This window comes from Leisingera sp. ABD4_442 (genome assembly GCF_056160905.1).
In genome coordinates this window covers 1-16,945 of the sequence record NZ_JBSWYB010000042.1, presented here as the reverse complement: position 1 = coordinate 16,945, position 16,945 = coordinate 1, and the positions used below count along the sequence as shown (strand labels likewise).

The following is a 16,945-nucleotide window of genomic DNA, read 5'->3' as shown; positions in this document are numbered from 1 at the left end:
CCTATTTCTCTCCCTTGACGACGAAGTGATCGGGGGTGCCGGTGGCGGCATAGGTGAGGACGTTCTTGATGGCGCGGCTGCGGCCCTCCTCGTCAGCTTCGACCGAGTAGTAAGCAGCATGCGGCGACACCACGGTGCGGGGGTGATGGAGCAGCGGGTCGTAGGGATTGGGCGGTTCCACCTCGAACACATCCAGGCCCGCGCCGCCAAGCTGGCCGCTGTCGAGCGCTGCCAGTAGGGCAGCGGAGTCGATCAGCGCCCCGCGCGAGGCGTTGACGATAAAGCTGCCGCGCTGCATGCTGTTCAACAGTTCTGCGTTGACGATATGCTTGGTCTCGGCGGTCAGCGGCGAGTGCAGCGAGACCACATTGGCGCGCTCAAACAGCTCTTCGATGGTGCCGACCTGTTCAATCCAGTCCGGGCAGGCGTTTGCCGGCATATAGGGGTCGTAGGCGATGACCTTGCCAAAGCTGGGGGCGGCGCTGCGGGCCGCCTGCTGGCCGATGCGGCCACAGCCCATCAGTCCAAAGGTCATGTCGTGGGTGCGGTGCAGCACACCGGGTTCCTCATAGTCCCAGCGGCGTTCGCGCACCGAGCGGTCGTAGAACGGCAGGTGGCGCACCAGCGACAACGCCATGGCGGCGGCGTGCACGCCGACCTCTGAGACCCAGGCGTCGGGGATATGGGCGATCCAGACGCCGTGGCGGGCAGCGGCCTCTGTGTCGATGGCATCGACGCCGACCAGCGGCACCGAGACAATGCGCAGGTTGGGCAGGGCGGCAAACACCTTTTCGGTGATCGGAGCATAGAGCGAGACGATGGCATCCGCACCGCTGGATTTCACCAGCTCGATCACCTCGTCTTCGGTGGTGCAATGGGGGTCAGCGACAACCATTTCGAAACCGGCCTCATGGATGAGCGCGATTTCCAGGTCGAGGTCGGGCTGAACAAAATCGGTGAAAGCGATCTTCAAACCTTGGTCTCCTTGTCGGGGTGGTGGGCCGTTCGCCGGCGTTTTTGTTGCTGATTCCGATAAGACGTAATTTCGGTATCTGTTTTCAAACGACCAATTCCGTGCCAAGCTGCGACGAAATGGAATACCTGTTTTGAGGCGCGTAAATGGCTGATCAGGAAAGAAGAATCGTAACGCCGCCGCTGCATTGGCTGCGTGCCTTTGCAGTTTCGGCCCGGCATCTCAGCTTTACGGATGCCGCAGAAGAGCTGCTTATTACGCAATCCGCAGTCAGCAAGCAGGTGCGTTTGCTGGAGCAGCACCTGAACCAGCCGCTGTTTCTGCGCGGCCACCGCGGGCTGCAGCTGACCGAGGCAGGACGGAATTATCTGCCCACTGTGGTGCGGGCCTTCAGCACGCTGGAGCAGGGAACACGCAGCTTTCTCGGGTACTCCACGGCGCGGAATTTGCACATCAAGTGCAACTACGCCTTTGCCACCTTCTGGCTGACCCCGCATCTGGGCGAGTTCATGGCGGCCAATCCGGGGGTGGAGATGACAGTGTCGACGGCGCTGTGGGAGCAGGATTTCCTGGAGAGCAATGCGGATGTGGAGATCCACTATGGCCGCGAGGCGAGCTTTGGCGAGCGCAGCTTCAGTTTAGGGGCCGAGGAACTGTTTCCGGTCTGCGCGCCGGAGGTGGCGGAACGGTTGCGGGTGCCGGAGGATCTGGCGGGGGAGCGGATCCTGGATCTGACCGGGATTGGCGATGCCTGGGATTACTGGCTGCAGCAAGCGGGGCTGAAAGGGCTGCAGCTAGCGGAGCGGCAGTATTTCAGCACTTATGTGCTGTCACTGAACCTGGCCCGGGAAGGGCAGGGGGTGTCGATGGGACACGGGACTTTGGCGGAACGGTTGGTAGAAAAGGGGGAACTCTGCGTACCCTTCGACATCAGGGTGCCAGGGCGCGACCGCTACTTTGCCGTTCAGAACCAGCCGGACAACCCGAACCCGAATGCCATCCGGTTCATGGAATGGCTGCTGGCAAAGTTCGAAGGCCCTGTGCAGGTTTAAGTTCAGGACCTTCTAGTCAAGGAGCTTGAGCCCGTCCGGGCTCAAACCAGAGGAAAAAGAAATCAGCCTGCAACCTGGTGGTTCGCCATGCGCTCCAGCGCCTTGACCATGCCGGAATGGTCATCGTTGCCGCCGCCATTGGCATTGCAGGAATTGAACAGCTCCTGCGCGGTGGCGGTGTTGGGCAGCGAGACGCCAAGTGCCTTGGCGGATCCGAGCGCCAGATTGAGATCTTTCTGATGCAAATTGATACGGAAGCCGGGGTCCATGTTCCGGTTGATCATCCGCTCGCCGTGTACCTCCAGGATCTTCGACGACGCAAAACCGCCCATCAGCGCCTCGCGCACCTTGGCTGGATCGCAGCCCGCCTTGGAGGCAAAGACCAGCGCTTCGGCAACCGCTTCGATGTTCAGCGCCACGATGATCTGGTTGGCGATCTTGCAGGTCTGGCCTGCGCCATTGGCCTCGCCGATCAGGGTGATGTTCTTGCCCATCAGGTCGAACAGCGGTTTGGCGCGGTCAAAGGCGGCCTGTGGGCCGCCGCACATGATGGTGAGGCTGGCCGCCTTGGCGCCAACCTCGCCGCCGGAAACCGGCGCATCGACATATTGGCCGCCCTTGGCGTTCACGGCTGCCGCCAGCTCTTGCGTGGCAATCGGGCTGATCGAGGACATGTCGATCACCAGAGAGCCGTCGCGGATGTTTTCCAGCACGCCGTTTTCACCGGTGATCACCCGTTCCACGTCGGGCGTGTCGGGGACCATGACAATGACAGTGTCGCAGCGCGCGGCCACTTCGGCGGGGCTGGCAGCAACCTCGACGCCTTTGGCAGCCAGATCATCCGGCAGCGGCGAGCGGTTGAGGCAGGTGAAGATGCTGTGGCCCGCATCGGCCAAGTGGCCCGCCATCGGCGTGCCCATTACGCCGAGGCCGATAAATCCGATTTTCATGGCAGTCTCCTCAGTAGCCGAGTTTCGGGTCGATGGGGTTCAACAGCGGCTTGCCCGCCAGGAACAGCTCCATGTTGCGGAAGAACAGCCCCAGGGTCAGCGGGATATAGGCGTCGCCGTCATCGGCTGAGACATGCGGGGTCACAATCAGGTTTTTAGTGTTCCACAGGCGCGAGCCCGGGGCGATGGGCTCGGGGTCGAAGACATCCAGGATGGCGCCGCCCAGGGAGCCTTCCTCCAGCTTGTCGCAGAGCGCATCGTAGTCCATCACCGCCTCGCGGCCGATGTTGATGATGCCTGCGGTGGGTTTCATCAGATCAAGCCTGCGCCGGTCCATCAACCCGCGGGTTTCCGGCGTGTCTGGGGTGGCGATCAGCAAGTAATCGGCCAGCGGCAGCACCTCGTCGAGCTGTTCGGTGGTGACGCAGCGGTCGCAGCCTTCAACGTCGCGGCCAGAGCGGTTGACCCCGATCACATTGACTCCGAGCGGCTTCACCATTTGCGCGCCGGAGCCGCCCAGGGAGCCGGTGCCAAGCACCACCAGCGTCTTGCCGGCAATTGGCGAGCAGTAAAGCGAGTCATAGATGGCGTGCTTCTGGTTGGTGACAATTGCCGGCATATGGGAGTGCAGCATCAGCACCGCCATCAGCCCGAACTCGCCCGCCTTGGCCGCATGCACGCCCTTGTTGTTGGTGAGCGTCACGTGATCGGGCAGCCAGTCCATCGGCAGCATATGCTCGACCCCGGCGCCGATGCAGTGGATCCATTTCAGATTGGGCGCTTTCGCGGCCAGATCCTCGGTCGGCAGGTTCCAGGTCAGCAGCACCTCGGCCTCGGCCATGGAGCTGTCCCAGTTGTCGGTGTCCCAGTCGATGAAAGGGGCCAGCTTGCCCTGCATGTCCGGGAACTGCGCCACGGCGCTTTCGAAGCGGTCGCGGGTGATGGTGAAGACCTCTTCGCCTTCGGGGGTGTTGGGGAAGGAGCCTTCGGCCCAGCGGTTGTTCTTGACGTGTACTTTCACAGCCATGATTTGCGTTTCCTTGAATATTCGCGCGGATTGAGTGCAGCCGCCCTGCCCGCCATTCGGGCAGGACGCACAGGTCTCAGCCGATGCCATTGGCCTCGATGCCCTTGAGACGCTCGATGATGGCGGCGTCGCGGTTTTCGTCGCACCAGTCCTCATGCTCGAACTGCATATCCATCACCGCTTCGCCAATCGCCATCAGGTACTCACCGTCATCGCGGCCTTCGACCGGCGGCAGGGTCAGCACCGTGTCCTGGCCGTAGGTGCGCACCGAATGGCCTTCGAAGCGCTTGGGCTGGGGCGGCTCGATGCCGTCTTTGGCGAGATCGCGGATCGCCTTGCGCACCCGGCGGCGGTAGAGCGAGATGCCTCGGTCGGTGGGCATCAGGTTTTCGGCCTTGTGGGTGGAGATGGGGCCCATGCCCTCGACCGCCTCGGAATCCGCGGGATAGCGCTGTTTCTCCTCGGGAGTGCGGTCCAGGACCTCCCCCTGTTCGATCATCTCGTGGCCTTCCTTGGTGTTGTACTCATGCGGGTCCCAGCGGTCGCCGAAGTTGGCCCAGGCGTAGACGATGGTGTTTTCGTCATCGACCGGCACCACCCAGCGGGTGAAGCAGGAGCGGCCAAAGTAGCGCTGCTCGGTGCCGTCAGCGGCATAGGCGGAGCCGGCCTGGGTGAAGTTCGGCAGGATCAGCTCGTTCAGGCGCACCCAGGCGTTGTCGCCGATGCGGCGGGTGGAAGAGCCGAGGAAGTGGTTCTCGTGGCGCTCATAGAACTTCAGCTGGCCGCTGGCCATCATGCCTTCGGAGAACTGCGGGTGGCTGTTCTGGCTGTGCAGGAAGGTGGTGTGGGTTGGGTCCATGATCGCGTCCTGCACCTGGATCCAGTTGCAGGTATAAGGCGCCTGGTAGGGGGCGCTGGTCATGCCTTCGTGTTCAAACGCGTCGTAGATCGGGAACTCCGGCTGCTTGTCCTGCGGGCCCATGTAGGCAAAGATCAGGCCGCGGTATTCGATCACCGGATAGGCGCCGAGGCGGGTGCGCTCCTTGACCATCGCCACCGCGCGGGCGGTGGAGTCTTCGGCCGGCGCCTCGAGGATTTCGCCGTCGGGGGCAAACAGCCAGCCGTGATAGCAGCAGCGGATGCCGGTGGTTTCGCATTTGCCGTATTCCAGCGAGGCGCGGCGGTGCGGGCAGTATTTGTGCACTAGGCCGATCTGGTCGCGGTTCTCGCCGTAGCGGAACAGCACCAGTTCCTCGCCGAGGATGGTGATCGCCTTGGGCAGCTCGCCCAGTTCCTGGGTGAGATGCACCGGGTGCCAGAAGCGGCGCAGGTATTCGCCAGCGGGTGTTCCGGGGCCGACGCGGGAGATTTCTTCGTCGATACCGGGGCCTTGGGATTGTGCGTAACCCTGGAAATTGCCGGCAAAGGTTTTGACTTGCGGGCGTTCGGTTGCGGTGGTCATGGGGCTGCCTCCTTGCTTGGGGACTGTCTGGCGGACAGGCGGCTGTCGTCGAAACTGATGTATTTCGAAGGTTGATTGCGAAAAGCGATACGTCAACGAAAAATGTACTCCAAAAAGCTACGTAAAACGTCTATCGTTTTCGATATTCGAAGAGTTGGAGGCATTATGGCAGATCAAAGCGGACATTCCGGCGGAACCCCTGGCAATCGCGGTGCCGGCACCGAGGCGCCGGTGCGCGGCGGCAGCGCGTCTTTGCTGGACGACCGGCTGAACCGGGAAATCATCGACCTGCTGCAGCGCGACGGGCGGATGGCCTATTCCGAAATCGCGCAGCGGCTGGGGGTGTCGGAAGGCACTGTGCGCAACCGGGTCGGGGCGCTGAAGTCGAGCGGCAGTTTGCGGATTGTGGCGATTACTGATCCCGGCGTGTCCGAATACCGGACCGAGGCGATGGTGGGGCTGAAAATCGCGCCCGGGCACCGGCCTGAGGATGTTGCAGCGCGGCTGTCGGTGCTGGATGAGGTGGTTTATGTGGTCTGGGTCAGCGGCGCCTATGACCTGCTGATCGAGATCGTCAGCGAGGACCGCGCCAGCTTTCTGAGCCTGCTGAGCGCGCATGTCCACAACAGCCCGGACATCGGCGCTTGCGACGTGATGACCGGTCTCAAGAATTTCAAGAATCAGTTCCTGCTTAAAAGCAACTGGGGCTAGCGCTTGCAGGGGGAGATTTCGGGTTTTGGCGACGTGGGGTCACATTTCTGCGAAATTCGTATGAAAAGTGAGGCTTGGGGAGCAAAAAATACCGGTTCCGATATTTGTGTTGCGTAAAACGTTATTCTGGCCGTAACCTTTTTAGTGACCAGCCACGAATCAGGCGTGCTTTCGCGCCTGCCTTTCTCCGCCAAGGAGGGGAGCGTCTATGCAAGTCAAACCCGACGGACAAGCCATGCTTTCAGCCGGCGCTGCGGCGCAGGTTTCGTTGGGTTCGGATGTTACGGCGCGCGTCCAGCCGCAGGCCTCGCATTTCATTGACGGCGCTTATGTGGAGGACACGGACGGCCGGATGATTGACTGTATTTACCCGGCGACAGGGGAAGTCATCGCGCGGCTGCATTCGGCGACGCCTGCGGTGATCAAGCGCGCGGTGGCGAGTGCCAGGCGTGCGCAAGGGGAATGGGAGCGGACCCTGCCTGCCGAGCGCGGCCGGATCCTGCGGCGCGCCGCGGACATCATGCGCGAACGCAATCATGATCTGTCGGTGCTGGAGACGCTGGACACCGGCAAGCCCTATCAGGAAACCATCGTCGCCGATGCGCTTTCAGGCGCGGAAGCCTTTGAATTCTATGGCGGCCTGGCCAGCAGCATCAATGGCGAGTGCATCCCGCTGGGGGACAGTTTTGTCTATACCAAGCGGGTGGCGTTGGGGGTGTGCCTGGGGATCGGCGCCTGGAATTATCCGACCCAGATTGCCTGCTACAAGGGCGCAGCCGCGTTGGCCTGCGGCAATGCGGTGGTGTTCAAACCCTCCGAGGTGACGCCGCTCTGCGCGCTGCAGGTTGCCGAAATCCTGGTCGAGGCCGGATTGCCCAAAGGGCTCTATAATGTCGTGCAAGGCTATGGCGACGTGGGTTCGGCCCTGGTGGCGCACCCGGATATCGAGAAGATCTCGCTCACTGGCTCGGTGCCGACTGGCGCCCGGGTGATGGCGGCGGCGGGAGAAGACATCAAGCATGTCACCATGGAGTTGGGCGGCAAGTCCCCTCTGATTGTGTTTGAGGATGCGGATATCGAAACCGCCGTAAGTGGCGCGCTCCTGGGCAATTTCTACTCTTCTGGGCAGATTTGCTCGAACGGCACCCGGGTGTTTGTGCATAGGGATGTGCGTGAAGAATTCGAAACCCGGCTGATTGAGCGGGTGAGGGCGATCCGGCTGGGCGATCCACTGGATCCGGAAACCCAGATGGGGCCGTTGATATCCGCTGCGCATATGGACAAGGTTCTTGGCTACATGCAACTGGGTCGGCTGGAGGGCGCGCAGCTGCTTTGCGGCGGCGGGCGGGCCGAAGTTGCGGGTTTCGAAGACGGCAGCTTTGTGCAGCCGACGGTTTTCACCGGTGTGAGTGACGATATGCGCATCGCCCGCGAAGAGATTTTCGGCCCGGTGATGTCTGTTCTGGAATTCGAAGATGAAGAGGAAGTGATCCGCCGCGCCAATGATACCGGATTTGGCCTCGCCGCTAGTGTCTTCACCCGCGATCTGCAGCGGGCGCACCGGGTGATCGACCGCATCCAGGCGGGCACCTGCTGGATCAACACCCACAATGTGATGCCGGTGGAGATGCCCTTTGGCGGTGTCAAGAAATCCGGCGTGGGGCGCGAGAACTCGCGCGCGGCGCTGGACCACTACAGCCAGATCAAATCGGTTTACGTCGAAATGGGAAGGATCGAAGCCCCTTACTAATCTGCATTGCAACTGCGGCGGGGAGAACCTGGCCGCGTGATTGCCCCGGGCGCCAGGCTCCTGTGACGGACCCGCTGCCCGACCCCCGAAAAGACGCCAAAAGGCGCTCGGGAAGCCCGCTCTTCCACCGGCAGACGTGTCTGACCGGATGGCGGAGCACGATCTGCAACAAGGAGGAAAGTCATTATGAAAACCAAGTTTCTGGGCGGTGCCATTGCGGCCATTCTGGCTCTTGCAACCGGTTCGGCCATCGCCGGGCCGCTGGAAGACCGCATTGCCGCAGGCGAGCCGATCCGGTTGGGGTTTGCCGCGGCGGCGCCTTGGGCGCATCCTGGCGAGAACGGCGAGCCGCTGGGCTTTGTCAACCAGATCACCCTGGATCTGCTGGAGAAGATGGGCCACACCGAGATCGAACCGGTGGTCACCGACTGGGCCGGGCTGATCCCCAGCCTGATGGCGGGCCGGGTCGATGTCATCACCGGCGGCATGTACATCCTGGGCTCGCGCTGCGCCAACATCGACTTTTCCGAGCCGATCGGCCAGTTCGGCAACGCTTTCATCGTGCCGGATGGCAATCCGGGCAATCTGCAGACCTATGAGGATATCAAGAACGCCGGCGTCACCATGGCCGCGGTAGCAGGCTATGTGAATGTCGAAGAAGCGCTGAAGGTCGGTATCCCGGAAAGCAAGATCATGCAGCTGCCCGGCACCACTGAGGTTCTGGCTGCGGTGAAGGCGGGCCGTGCTGAGATCGGCGCGATGACCGCGGTGGAAGCCTATGATCTGGCGGACAAGACCGAGGGCATCTCGGCCACCGATACCAATGCGCTGCCGAAGTGGACCTTCAACTGGGTTGCGGTAGGCTTCCACCCCGAAGACGACCAGTTCCGCGCCGACTTCAATGCGGCGATGCCGGGCTATCTGGGGTCTGACAAGATGCTGGCAGCTGTGGAGCAGTGGGACTACCTGCCCTCGAACGTGCCGGCTGAGGATGCCTCGATGGAATGGGCCTGTGCCAACCGCTGACCCGCGGCTTTCTGTTGCATCAAGACACCAGCGCCGGGCCTTCCGGGCGGGCGCTGGCCCCTTAACTCCCCGCACCGGGACAAAACCGGAGAGCGCCCCTCTTGTCTTACGTTGACTTCCTGCAAGCACATGGTCCCCGCATGTTAGACGGTGCGTTGATCACGCTTGTGCAATTTGTTTTGGCCACTGTGGTGTCGGTTGCGGTTGCACTGGCCTTTGGCCTGATGCGGCTGTCGCCCAATCTGGCCGTCAAGGGCTTTGCCACTGTTTATATCGAGATTTTCCGCGGCACGTCGCTGCTGGTGCAGCTGTTCTGGATTTTCTTTGTGCTGCCCTTGTTCGGGATCACAATGGACAAATTCACCGCCGGTTTCATCGCCGTGGGCCTGAACATGGGCGCCTATGGGGCTGAGCTGGTCCGCGGCGCCATCCTGGCCGTTCCGAAAGGCCAGTGGGAAGCCGCCAAGGCGATCAATATGACGCCCGCGCAGCGGATGCGCCGGATCATCCTGCCGCAGGCCTTTGTCATTATGCTGCCGCCCTGGGGCAACCTGGTGATCGAGATTTTGAAAGGGACCGCGCTGGTGGCGCTGATTTCCGTTACTGACCTGATGTTTCAGGCCCGGCAGATCAATATCTCGACCTTCCTGTCGGTGCAGACCTTCGGCACAGCGTTGATCCTCTATTATGTTTTTGCGCGGTTCTGCGTCACCCCCTTCATGCGCTCGTTCGAACGCAAGATGGCATTCAAGATCGGGAGGGCCTGAACCATGCAATGGCGTTGGGAATGGACATGGGAATTGCTGCCGCGCTTCATTGATGCCACCGGCAAGACTCTGATGGCCGCAGGCGGCGGCTATGCAATAGCAGTGGTGCTGGGGCTAGTGCTGGTGCTGGCGCAGCGGACGCCGTTCCGGCTGCTGACCCTGGTGGTGCGCGAGTTGGTCGAGTTTGTCCGCTCGACCCCGCTGCTGCTGCAGGTGTTCTTTGTCTTTTACGTGGGCCCGCAGTTCGGCATCAACCTGTCACCCTGGACTTCAGGCCTGATTGCGATCGGGCTGCACTATGGCGCGTATCTGTCCGAGGTCTACCGCGGCGGCATCGAAAGCGTGCCGAAAGGCCAGTGGGAAGCCGCGACGGCGATCAACATGTCGACCTACAAGACATACCGGCGGCTGATCATCCCGCAGGCTCTGCCGCCGGCGATTTCCGGGATGGGCAATTACCTGGTCGGGATCTTCAAGGACACGCCGATGCTGTCGGTGATCGGGGTGGCCGAGCTGATGCACACCGCCAATGCCGTGGGCGCGCAAAGCTACCGCTATCTGGAACCCTATACGATGGTCGGAATTCTGTTCCTCGCCATCTCTCTGCCAACCGCGTTTTTCATCACCCGATTTGAGCAATGGGTGCGCCGCAAGATGGGAATGTAAGCAATGACCGAAGACATGAGCCAATACCCTCTGCGCCTGGAGGGGGAGAACATTCCGATGGTGCGGTTTCAGAACGTGCGCAAAAGCTATGGCGCGCTGACGGTGCTGGATAATCTGAACCTGGATATCGACATGGGCGAGATGGTGACCATCATCGGCCCCTCCGGCTCCGGCAAGACCACGGTGCTGCGGATGCTGATGACGCTGGAGACGATCAACGGCGGGGTGATCTATGTCGATGGTGAGCCGTTGACCCATATGGAGAAGAACGGCGTGCTGGTGCCCGCAAGTCCGGCGCATATCCGCCGCATCCGCTCGAAAATCGGCATGTGCTTCCAGCACTTCAACCTGTTTCCGCATATGACGGCGCTGCAGAATTGCATCGAGGGCCCGGTGCAGGTGCTGGGCATGCCGCGCAAGAAAGCGGAGGCGCGGTCGCTGGAGCTGCTCGATATGGTGGGCATGGCTGATAAGCGCGACCAGTACCCCTCGCGCCTGTCGGGCGGCCAGCAGCAACGTGTGGCGATTGCCCGGGCACTGGCGATGCGGCCCAAGGTTATGCTGTTTGACGAGGTGACCTCAGCCCTGGATCCGGAAGTGATCGGCGAAGTGACCAACGTGATCCGCAAGCTGGTCGATGCGCACAGCTTGACGATGCTGATGGTCACCCACCAGATGGGCTTTGCCAAAGATATTTCGGACCGGGTCTGCTTCTTCTTCAACGGTGCGATTGAGGAGCAGGCGGCCCCGTCCGAACTGTTCGAAAATCCGCAGCGGGAGCGCACCCAGCAGTTCTTGAACGCGGTTCTGGAAGCGAACTGAGCCCTGATGGAAAACATAAAGCTGCCGCAAGGTCTTCAATAACGTCGAGTCGGCGATGGCTCGAGCGGTCTTTCTGCAGACGTCGGCGTATGCGTCTTGCTGAGCAGCTTGCCCAGGTTGGAATAGCTGCTCGGGGATCGCGGCAAATACGTAGGCTGGTTCAAAGAAGCATTGAAAGGCAATGAGATCCCGGGAGGAGAAAAAGAGCTGATTCCGGGGTTTGTCTTTCGCGATGGCCGCAAATGGCCCTCGGTGCCGTTTCTTCCAGATTTATTGCTGCTCAAGCAGCGAATAGTTGGTCTGACGACGCTGCATTGCAGCAACGTATACCCTGATCAACAGCATCTGTGGGCGTATATGGACCAGGCCTGATTGCAACGGTCTGGTTGGTTCTGGATCGGTGGTCACGATTGCTGATGTATATCCGGCTTCTTTGAGCGGCTCGACATCTCGTAACCGCGAGCCCCGATGGGTTTCCGCTCGCTTCTTCCTCAATGGCTCCCAAGCATAAGCGATGCGTCATTCCAGTCCACAGATCATGTTCTAGCAGGCTGCTGAAGAAGTCGGCTCTCGACGCGGCCTGAGGAACATGATTCACCCTCAGCACAATTTCGGCGGGGGTTGGTGATGCGCGGGACGGACGAAGCGAGCGGATCGCTTTTCAGCTATGTCGATCTGGAAGAGCGCATCCCAGCACGGCACCCTCTCCGCAAGATCAGGCAGTTGGTCAACGACGCGCTGGCCAGTCTGGATGCCGATTTCGAGGCGGTCTACACCGATTTCGGTCGCCCCTCGATCCCGCCGGAACGACTGATCCGGGCCAGCCTGCTGCAGATCCTGTTCTCAATCCGCTCCGAGCGGCAGTTGATGGAACAGATGCAGTATAATCTGCTGTTCCGCTGGTTCGTGGGCCTCGGGATCGACGATCCGGTATGGGTGCCGACGGTGTTCACCAAGAACCGCGACCGGCTGCTGACGGCCGACATGTCGCGCAAGGTGATGGCGGCTATTGCGAACGGAGGGACAGCTCCCGCTTAGGCACCTATGGTTTGCAGGGGGATTTCCGCTGGCAAGGGCATAGCCTTCGTTCATCCCGGCGTGTTCCAACTGGCGGCAATGAGTGGGGTGGTCCTCAGTATACTCTGACCGCTTCATGGAATGCGCCTCCCCAATCTGAAATTCATCAGATGAGGGCAGGAGGCGAATGCAGAGCTCTTAGGTTCCGGGCCGTAGGGGTCTCCTGGGAGGACTTTGAGGGTAATTCTGGCTATGAGGAAGTACGCTATTAGACCTTAACCTGTTCCAGGTGCGGTGCAGCCCCACACGAAACCAGGCGCCGGCAGGATTGTCCGATTAGCTGCTAGTGTTCAACAGTTCAACTCGGGGGGGTCATTTGGTCTTTATTTTTGGTCCATATGGCCTATTCTTGGATCCAGGAGTAAGATGATGCAAATCACCGCCAGAACCCGTGAACCAGCAGAAATCAATGCAGTTGCGCTGAAGGCGTATGCCCGGGCAGCGGATGGATGGAGTTTGACATTGAAAGAGGCCGCAGCTTTGGCTGACATGTCGGAAAGTACATGGAAGCGCGCTAAAAAGCCTGGTTTCACTGGAGAGTTAACGAAGGATCAGCTTCTTCGCCTTTCCGCTATCCTCGGGATATACAAGTCTTTGGAACTCTACTTCTCGGAACCGCTTGCCAGGACATGGATGACCCGGCCGAATACTGGCCCTCTTTTCGGCGGCGCGCGTCCGGTTGAGACCGCGATAGAGGGCGGTCTGCCGCACATTCTGAGTATCCGGACTTACTTGGATGCGCTGCGGGGCGGGGCATGAAGCAGACGGAGATTTCGGACCGCGGTCTGATCCGGCTTCTTCCAGCCACTTACCACAAGGCGCCAGCGCTCCGGGGTTTGGTCGATTCCGATGAGGAAGCAGACATTCTTGCAGAGATCGAAGGCCTCACAAGCGCGCGCTTGGTTGCGGAGAGCGGCAAGAGCCCGCATCTCGATCCGCGGGAGCTCGCCTGGCACCGCCGAAAGGCAGACTTGCGCGTTTATGGGAACACTCACGTGAACGCGGCATTAACGTGTACGAGGGCGGGGGGAAACCGTTTCAACGGAGAAGATCGCGGAGCCTGGTATTGTGCATGGGATGTCATGGTGTCCGTTGCAGAGGTCGCATTCCACCGTACTCGCGAGCTCGAGTATGCTAGGGATTTCCATGACACAGCACGCTATATCGAAATGCACGCCGATTTCATCGGTACCTTCGACGACATAAGCGATGAGCCCGGCCATGCCGCCCTCCACTCAGATCCAGCCGTCGGTTATCCTGAAGGTCAAAGCCTGGCAGAAGGCTTGCGGCGAGCCGGATCCCGCGGGCTGATCTACCCGTCGGTCCGGGCACCTGAAGGCAATTGCCTGGTTTGCTTTGATCCGCAGGCCATTCAGAACGTCCGTCCGGGAGCCTCTTGGGATCTGACCTGGGAAGGGACGCCTGACTATTCGATCCTGCAGGTCGCATAGTCAATCAAGCAGGAGTGGAGAGGAAACTTATCTGGACCGCGACATGTTCGGCCCAATGTATGTACCGGCTGCTGCTCGCAAATGATTTCTGGCACGTTCTCGGAAGTCGCTCATATGTATCCGATGGGGTGGACGCCCCTCCGACGGCATCGATGTGCCAAACTGTTGGTGTGATCACCACGTTGAGGAGGAGACGTCCATGGAAGAGGTTAGCACAGTTGGCGTAGATTTGGCGAAGAACGTCTTTCAGGTTCACGGAGCGACAGCCGACGGTACGCCTGTATTCAGAAAGAAGCTGCGGCGTTCCAAGTTGCTTTCTTTTCTCGCGAACATACCGGACTGCATTGTTGCGATGGAGGCCTGTGCTAGCTCGCATCATTGGGCGCGTGAGATTAGAAAGCTTGGGCATACAGTCAGGCTGATCCCACCGATCTACGTGAAGCCTTACGTCAAACGTCAGAAGAACGATGCGAATGACGCGGAGGCGATCACGGAGGCAGCATCTCGTCCCACGATGCGTTTTGTTGCCGTCAAGACCGCGGAGAAACAAGCATCAGGTATGGCGCTCCGAACCCGTGACCTGCTTGTAAGACAGAAGACGCAAACGATTAATGCGCTGCGGGGGCATCTGGCTGAGCACGGGCTGGTAGCTCCTTCCGGGACAGCCCACCTCAATCGGCTACGTGCTGCGATCAGCGACCCGGAAACTGAATTGCCAGAGGCAGTTATCGAACATGCCCGCTTGCTTCTAGATCATATCGAAACGTTGGCGGAAAAGATCGACAGGCTAAGCGCAGAACTGTGCGCTGTTGCCCGACGGGATGGTGTGGCGAAGCGATTGATGACGATCCCGGGAATTGGGCCGATCACCGCCATGGCCCTAGCCGCTCTCTCCCCAGACCCAAGTACTTTCGGCAAGGGGCGCGACTTCGCCGCTTGGACCGGGCTCACGCCGAAGCAATTCTCATCTGGTGGCAAAGAGCGCATTGGTCGCACATCGAAGATGGGTCAACGTGATCTTCGACGTCTTCTGATCATTGGCGCGGCATCTGTCGTTCGATGGGCCATTCGACGGGGCGGCGATCAAGGTGGGTGGCTGGGGCAGATGCTGGCACGCAAACCAAGGATGCTAGTGACTGTGGCATTGGCAAATAAGATGGCACGAACCGCTTGGGCATTGATGACGAAGAACGAGAACTACAAGAATCCGGCATTCGCCTGACCCTTCGGGCTGGATTTGCTGGTTATGTGAGAAGGACGGAGGTGAAGTAAGGACAAACGGTCAACGAGACGGGGTCGGGAGAACCAGGCAGTAGGCCGTGCGCCTGTGAGCGCGCGTATCCGAGTTGGACCTGATCCGCGCATCTCCATACGGGCCCGCGGCGTGTTTGTGCCGCATATTGAGGCCGAACACACGACAGCACCTGACCACATGTTCCAACTTGCCAGAAACTTCTTGCATTCACCGGGGCGTCCACACACGGCCTCACATGATGGTATCTCCGTCAATGGTATTATTTCTTCATCGGCGCTCGAGGTGAGCTCTCTGTCGGCAGACCCCTGTCTGCAAACCTCACATCCGGCGGGACCAGCATCCCAACCACTGTCCCGCATTCGGGACCGGAGAACTCCAAAAGAACGGCACCACTCTGTGAAAACGGCATCTATTGTGCCACGCCGGACAACGGCGACGTTCCCTCGGTCACCAAGCCGCCATGCCGTCGCAAAGCAGCCTGATCTCATTAGCTGTCAGGCGGCGGGTCCCAAGGTCGCTCCGTGTGGGACCACTCCATCAGTGGCGAACCGCCAAAGGGCAATCAGCAGCTTTCGAGCAAGCGCAACGATCATCACCTTACGCACACGCCGGCCGGTCTGGCCTGTTCGCTCCCGGAACCAGGTAACCTGCGCGGCACCTGGCTGGTAGCGTAGCCAGAGCCACGCCAGTTCGACCATCGTCGTTCTAAGCCGCCTGTTTCCGGCTTTCCCGATCCCTTGCTCACGCTCTACTCCACCGCTGTTGTAGGGCGTCGCCGTAAGACCAGCATACGATCCCAACGCCTTGCCATTGGCGAAGTGACGCACGAAAGCCTCGCGAACCAGCACGGTGGCGCTCTGCACCCCGATACCGCGTAACCGGCAAAGCTGCTGGATCATTTTTCCGGCCTCATCCGCAGCGGGTTCCTTGACCACGGCATCACGCTCCCGTTCCAGCTGAGCGATCTGGGTGAGTACGAGCTCGAGCCTGCTCAATAGCCGGTCAATCTTTGCAAATGCGTTCGGCGGCAGCGGCTCACCGAGCCCGGTGCGCAAATCCATCAATCGATGCCGGCGACTCTGGAGGAGCGGATTGTAACCCTCGACGCCTAATGTCGCCAGTACGGCGCCGATCCGGTTGGTCAGGCTGATCCGCTCGGAGATCAACTCCGTTCGCTCGCGGATGCATCGCCGTGCATCCTCGTCGGCTTCGTCCGGGATTGGCACCATGGAACAGACCCGCGGTTCTCCGCGAAGCCACGCCATCAGAGTGCGGAGAAGCAACTCGGCATCTATGCCATCGGATTTGGCGCGGCGCATGCGGCGATCAACTGGAACACTCGAAGGCTGGACAACGCGGACCTCCACGCCCTTCGCGATCAACCATCGCGCCAGCCAGAATCCGGACCATCCAGCTTCATAAATCGCGATCACACGATCGACTCGAGAGCCAGCGGCGGCGGCACGGGTCCGATACCCATCGATTGCCGTTTCAAGGGCCAGCTTATCAGCTGCGATCATTTTTCTGGTCTTAGATTGCGGCAGACCAGGCACTTGTGCCGCCAGGACCCAAGACTTGCTGCTCAACTCGATCGCAAGGACAAGCGTGCGGTCGTATTGAACAGATTTCGGCGTATTGAGTGAGTACGACATGACCAGCTCTCCTATCATTGGCATGGCGCAGCCTATCCGCTCTGCGCCACTAATCATGGGATCTGTTGATCGGCACGCGGACCGTGACCTTGTTGGGGTTACGGGTGGTTCGAACCATCAGCAAAAAGCGCCGATGCCGCGGAGCGGCTTAGTCCTTCCGCCCTCTCAGCTATATTTAACATAAGTCTCATTAAGCGCTTTCTGATTGTAGCTGGGTGGATTCACAAACGAAGTGCAAATTCTGTACGAATACAGAAGCTTGCACGGAGGATGTTGAATGGGACGCCACTACTCTCACCTGAGT

General features: G+C 60.3%; 16 protein-coding genes and 1 pseudogene. 12 read left to right on the top strand and 5 right to left on the bottom strand.

Features of this window, described 5'->3' with window-relative positions; all coding sequences use genetic code 11:
• Position 1: 1 nt before the first annotated feature.
• On the bottom strand, positions 2 to 973 hold the full coding sequence (locus tag ACXAHG_RS20765) for a C-terminal binding protein (protein WP_475060359.1): 972 nt from the start codon (positions 971 to 973) through the stop codon (positions 2 to 4).
• A gap of 146 nt (positions 974 to 1,119) precedes the next feature.
• On the opposite strand from ACXAHG_RS20765, the gene ACXAHG_RS20760 reads away from it, so the two are divergent.
• On the top strand, positions 1,120 to 2,025 hold the full coding sequence (locus tag ACXAHG_RS20760; protein WP_475060357.1) for a LysR substrate-binding domain-containing protein: 906 nt from the start codon (positions 1,120 to 1,122) through the stop codon (positions 2,023 to 2,025).
• Positions 2,026 to 2,087: 62 nt separating this feature from the next.
• Here ACXAHG_RS20760 and ACXAHG_RS20755 read toward each other — a convergent pair whose 3' ends face one another.
• From ACXAHG_RS20755 to ACXAHG_RS20745, 3 genes are all read right to left on the bottom strand, one after another.
• Positions 2,088 to 2,975 carry a 2-hydroxy-3-oxopropionate reductase gene (locus ACXAHG_RS20755; protein ID WP_475060355.1) on the bottom strand — a complete coding sequence of 296 codons (888 nt, stop codon included), beginning with the start codon at positions 2,973 to 2,975 and terminating at the stop codon, positions 2,088 to 2,090.
• A gap of 10 nt (positions 2,976 to 2,985) precedes the next feature.
• On the bottom strand, positions 2,986 to 4,002 hold the full coding sequence (locus ACXAHG_RS20750; RefSeq protein ID WP_475060353.1) for a D-2-hydroxyacid dehydrogenase: 1,017 nt from the start codon (positions 4,000 to 4,002) through the stop codon (positions 2,986 to 2,988).
• Between the two features lie 76 nt (positions 4,003 to 4,078).
• Entirely contained in the window at positions 4,079 to 5,464 is a 1,386-nt protein-coding gene (locus ACXAHG_RS20745) for a Rieske 2Fe-2S domain-containing protein (protein WP_475060351.1), read from the bottom strand.
• 165 nt (positions 5,465 to 5,629) lie between these two features.
• On the opposite strand from ACXAHG_RS20745, the gene ACXAHG_RS20740 reads away from it, so the two are divergent.
• The 11 genes and pseudogenes from ACXAHG_RS20740 to ACXAHG_RS20690 all read left to right on the top strand — a co-directional run bounded on the left by ACXAHG_RS20740 (position 5,630) and on the right by ACXAHG_RS20690 (position 14,956).
• On the top strand, positions 5,630 to 6,175 hold the full coding sequence (locus ACXAHG_RS20740) for an Lrp/AsnC family transcriptional regulator (RefSeq protein ID WP_152615795.1): 546 nt from the start codon (positions 5,630 to 5,632) through the stop codon (positions 6,173 to 6,175).
• Between the two features lie 235 nt (positions 6,176 to 6,410).
• A complete protein-coding gene (gene betB, locus ACXAHG_RS20735; RefSeq protein ID WP_475060408.1) occupies positions 6,411 to 7,925 on the top strand; it encodes a betaine-aldehyde dehydrogenase in 1,515 nt (504 codons plus the stop codon).
• 186 nt (positions 7,926 to 8,111) lie between these two features.
• Positions 8,112 to 8,951, top strand: a complete 840-nt coding sequence (locus tag ACXAHG_RS20730) for a transporter substrate-binding domain-containing protein (protein WP_475060348.1) — start codon at positions 8,112 to 8,114, stop codon at positions 8,949 to 8,951.
• Between the two features lie 140 nt (positions 8,952 to 9,091).
• Positions 9,092 to 9,718 carry an ectoine/hydroxyectoine ABC transporter permease subunit EhuC gene (gene ehuC, locus ACXAHG_RS20725; protein ID WP_475060346.1) on the top strand — a complete coding sequence of 209 codons (627 nt, stop codon included), beginning with the start codon at positions 9,092 to 9,094 and terminating at the stop codon, positions 9,716 to 9,718.
• A gap of 3 nt (positions 9,719 to 9,721) precedes the next feature.
• The gene (gene ehuD / locus ACXAHG_RS20720) at positions 9,722 to 10,384 is read left to right on the top strand and encodes an ectoine/hydroxyectoine ABC transporter permease subunit EhuD (RefSeq protein WP_475060344.1); all 663 of its coding nucleotides are present in this window, start codon (positions 9,722 to 9,724) and stop codon (positions 10,382 to 10,384) included.
• A gap of 15 nt (positions 10,385 to 10,399) precedes the next feature.
• Positions 10,400 to 11,206 (top strand): ectoine/hydroxyectoine ABC transporter ATP-binding protein EhuA, encoded by an 807-nt coding sequence (gene ehuA, locus ACXAHG_RS20715; RefSeq protein ID WP_475060341.1) that lies wholly within the window; start codon positions 10,400 to 10,402, stop codon positions 11,204 to 11,206.
• A 171-nt stretch (positions 11,207 to 11,377) separates the two neighbouring features.
• Positions 11,378 to 11,578, top strand: coding sequence for a hypothetical protein (locus ACXAHG_RS20710; protein WP_475060338.1), 201 nt, complete (start codon positions 11,378 to 11,380; stop codon positions 11,576 to 11,578).
• Between the two features lie 255 nt (positions 11,579 to 11,833).
• Positions 11,834 to 12,217, top strand: a pseudogene (locus ACXAHG_RS20705) (transposase); the annotation flags it as partial.
• 435 nt (positions 12,218 to 12,652) lie between these two features.
• A complete protein-coding gene (locus ACXAHG_RS20700) occupies positions 12,653 to 13,042 on the top strand; it encodes an antitoxin Xre-like helix-turn-helix domain-containing protein (protein WP_475060336.1) in 390 nt (129 codons plus the stop codon).
• On the top strand, positions 13,039 to 13,734 hold the full coding sequence (locus ACXAHG_RS20695) for an RES family NAD+ phosphorylase (protein WP_475060334.1): 696 nt from the start codon (positions 13,039 to 13,041) through the stop codon (positions 13,732 to 13,734). The genes ACXAHG_RS20700 and ACXAHG_RS20695 overlap by 4 nt, the downstream gene beginning before the upstream one ends.
• A 199-nt stretch (positions 13,735 to 13,933) precedes the next feature.
• Positions 13,934 to 14,956 (top strand): IS110 family RNA-guided transposase, encoded by a 1,023-nt coding sequence (locus tag ACXAHG_RS20690; protein WP_475060331.1) that lies wholly within the window; start codon positions 13,934 to 13,936, stop codon positions 14,954 to 14,956.
• Between the two features lie 527 nt (positions 14,957 to 15,483).
• On the opposite strand, the gene ACXAHG_RS20685 is transcribed toward ACXAHG_RS20690, so the two are convergent.
• Entirely contained in the window at positions 15,484 to 16,641 is a 1,158-nt protein-coding gene (locus ACXAHG_RS20685; RefSeq protein WP_475060329.1) for an IS110 family RNA-guided transposase, read from the bottom strand.
• Between the last annotated feature and the right edge of the window lie 304 nt (positions 16,642 to 16,945).

Bases quoted from the DNA above. Each gene is read 5' to 3' on its own strand.
- ehuA (WP_475060341.1), top strand. From the start codon at position 10,400: ATGAGCCAATACCCTCTGCGCCTGGAGGGGGAGAACATTCCGATGGTG.
- ACXAHG_RS20695 (WP_475060334.1), top strand. From the start codon at position 13,039: ATGAAGCAGACGGAGATTTCGGACCGCGGTCTGATCCGGCTTCTTCCA.
- ACXAHG_RS20730 (WP_475060348.1), top strand. From the start codon at position 8,112: ATGAAAACCAAGTTTCTGGGCGGTGCCATTGCGGCCATTCTGGCTCTT.
- ACXAHG_RS20755 (WP_475060355.1), bottom strand. From the start codon at position 2,975: ATGAAAATCGGATTTATCGGCCTCGGCGTAATGGGCACGCCGATGGCG.
- ACXAHG_RS20700 (WP_475060336.1), top strand. From the start codon at position 12,653: ATGCAAATCACCGCCAGAACCCGTGAACCAGCAGAAATCAATGCAGTT.
- ehuD (WP_475060344.1), top strand. From the start codon at position 9,722: ATGCAATGGCGTTGGGAATGGACATGGGAATTGCTGCCGCGCTTCATT.
- ACXAHG_RS20760 (WP_475060357.1), top strand. From the start codon at position 1,120: ATGGCTGATCAGGAAAGAAGAATCGTAACGCCGCCGCTGCATTGGCTG.
- ACXAHG_RS20685 (WP_475060329.1), bottom strand. From the start codon at position 16,641: ATGTCGTACTCACTCAATACGCCGAAATCTGTTCAATACGACCGCACG.
- ehuC (WP_475060346.1), top strand. From the start codon at position 9,092: ATGTTAGACGGTGCGTTGATCACGCTTGTGCAATTTGTTTTGGCCACT.
- ACXAHG_RS20750 (WP_475060353.1), bottom strand. From the start codon at position 4,002: ATGGCTGTGAAAGTACACGTCAAGAACAACCGCTGGGCCGAAGGCTCC.
- ACXAHG_RS20690 (WP_475060331.1), top strand. From the start codon at position 13,934: ATGGAAGAGGTTAGCACAGTTGGCGTAGATTTGGCGAAGAACGTCTTT.
- ACXAHG_RS20745 (WP_475060351.1), bottom strand. From the start codon at position 5,464: ATGACCACCGCAACCGAACGCCCGCAAGTCAAAACCTTTGCCGGCAAT.
- ACXAHG_RS20740 (WP_152615795.1), top strand. From the start codon at position 5,630: ATGGCAGATCAAAGCGGACATTCCGGCGGAACCCCTGGCAATCGCGGT.
- betB (WP_475060408.1), top strand. From the start codon at position 6,411: ATGCTTTCAGCCGGCGCTGCGGCGCAGGTTTCGTTGGGTTCGGATGTT.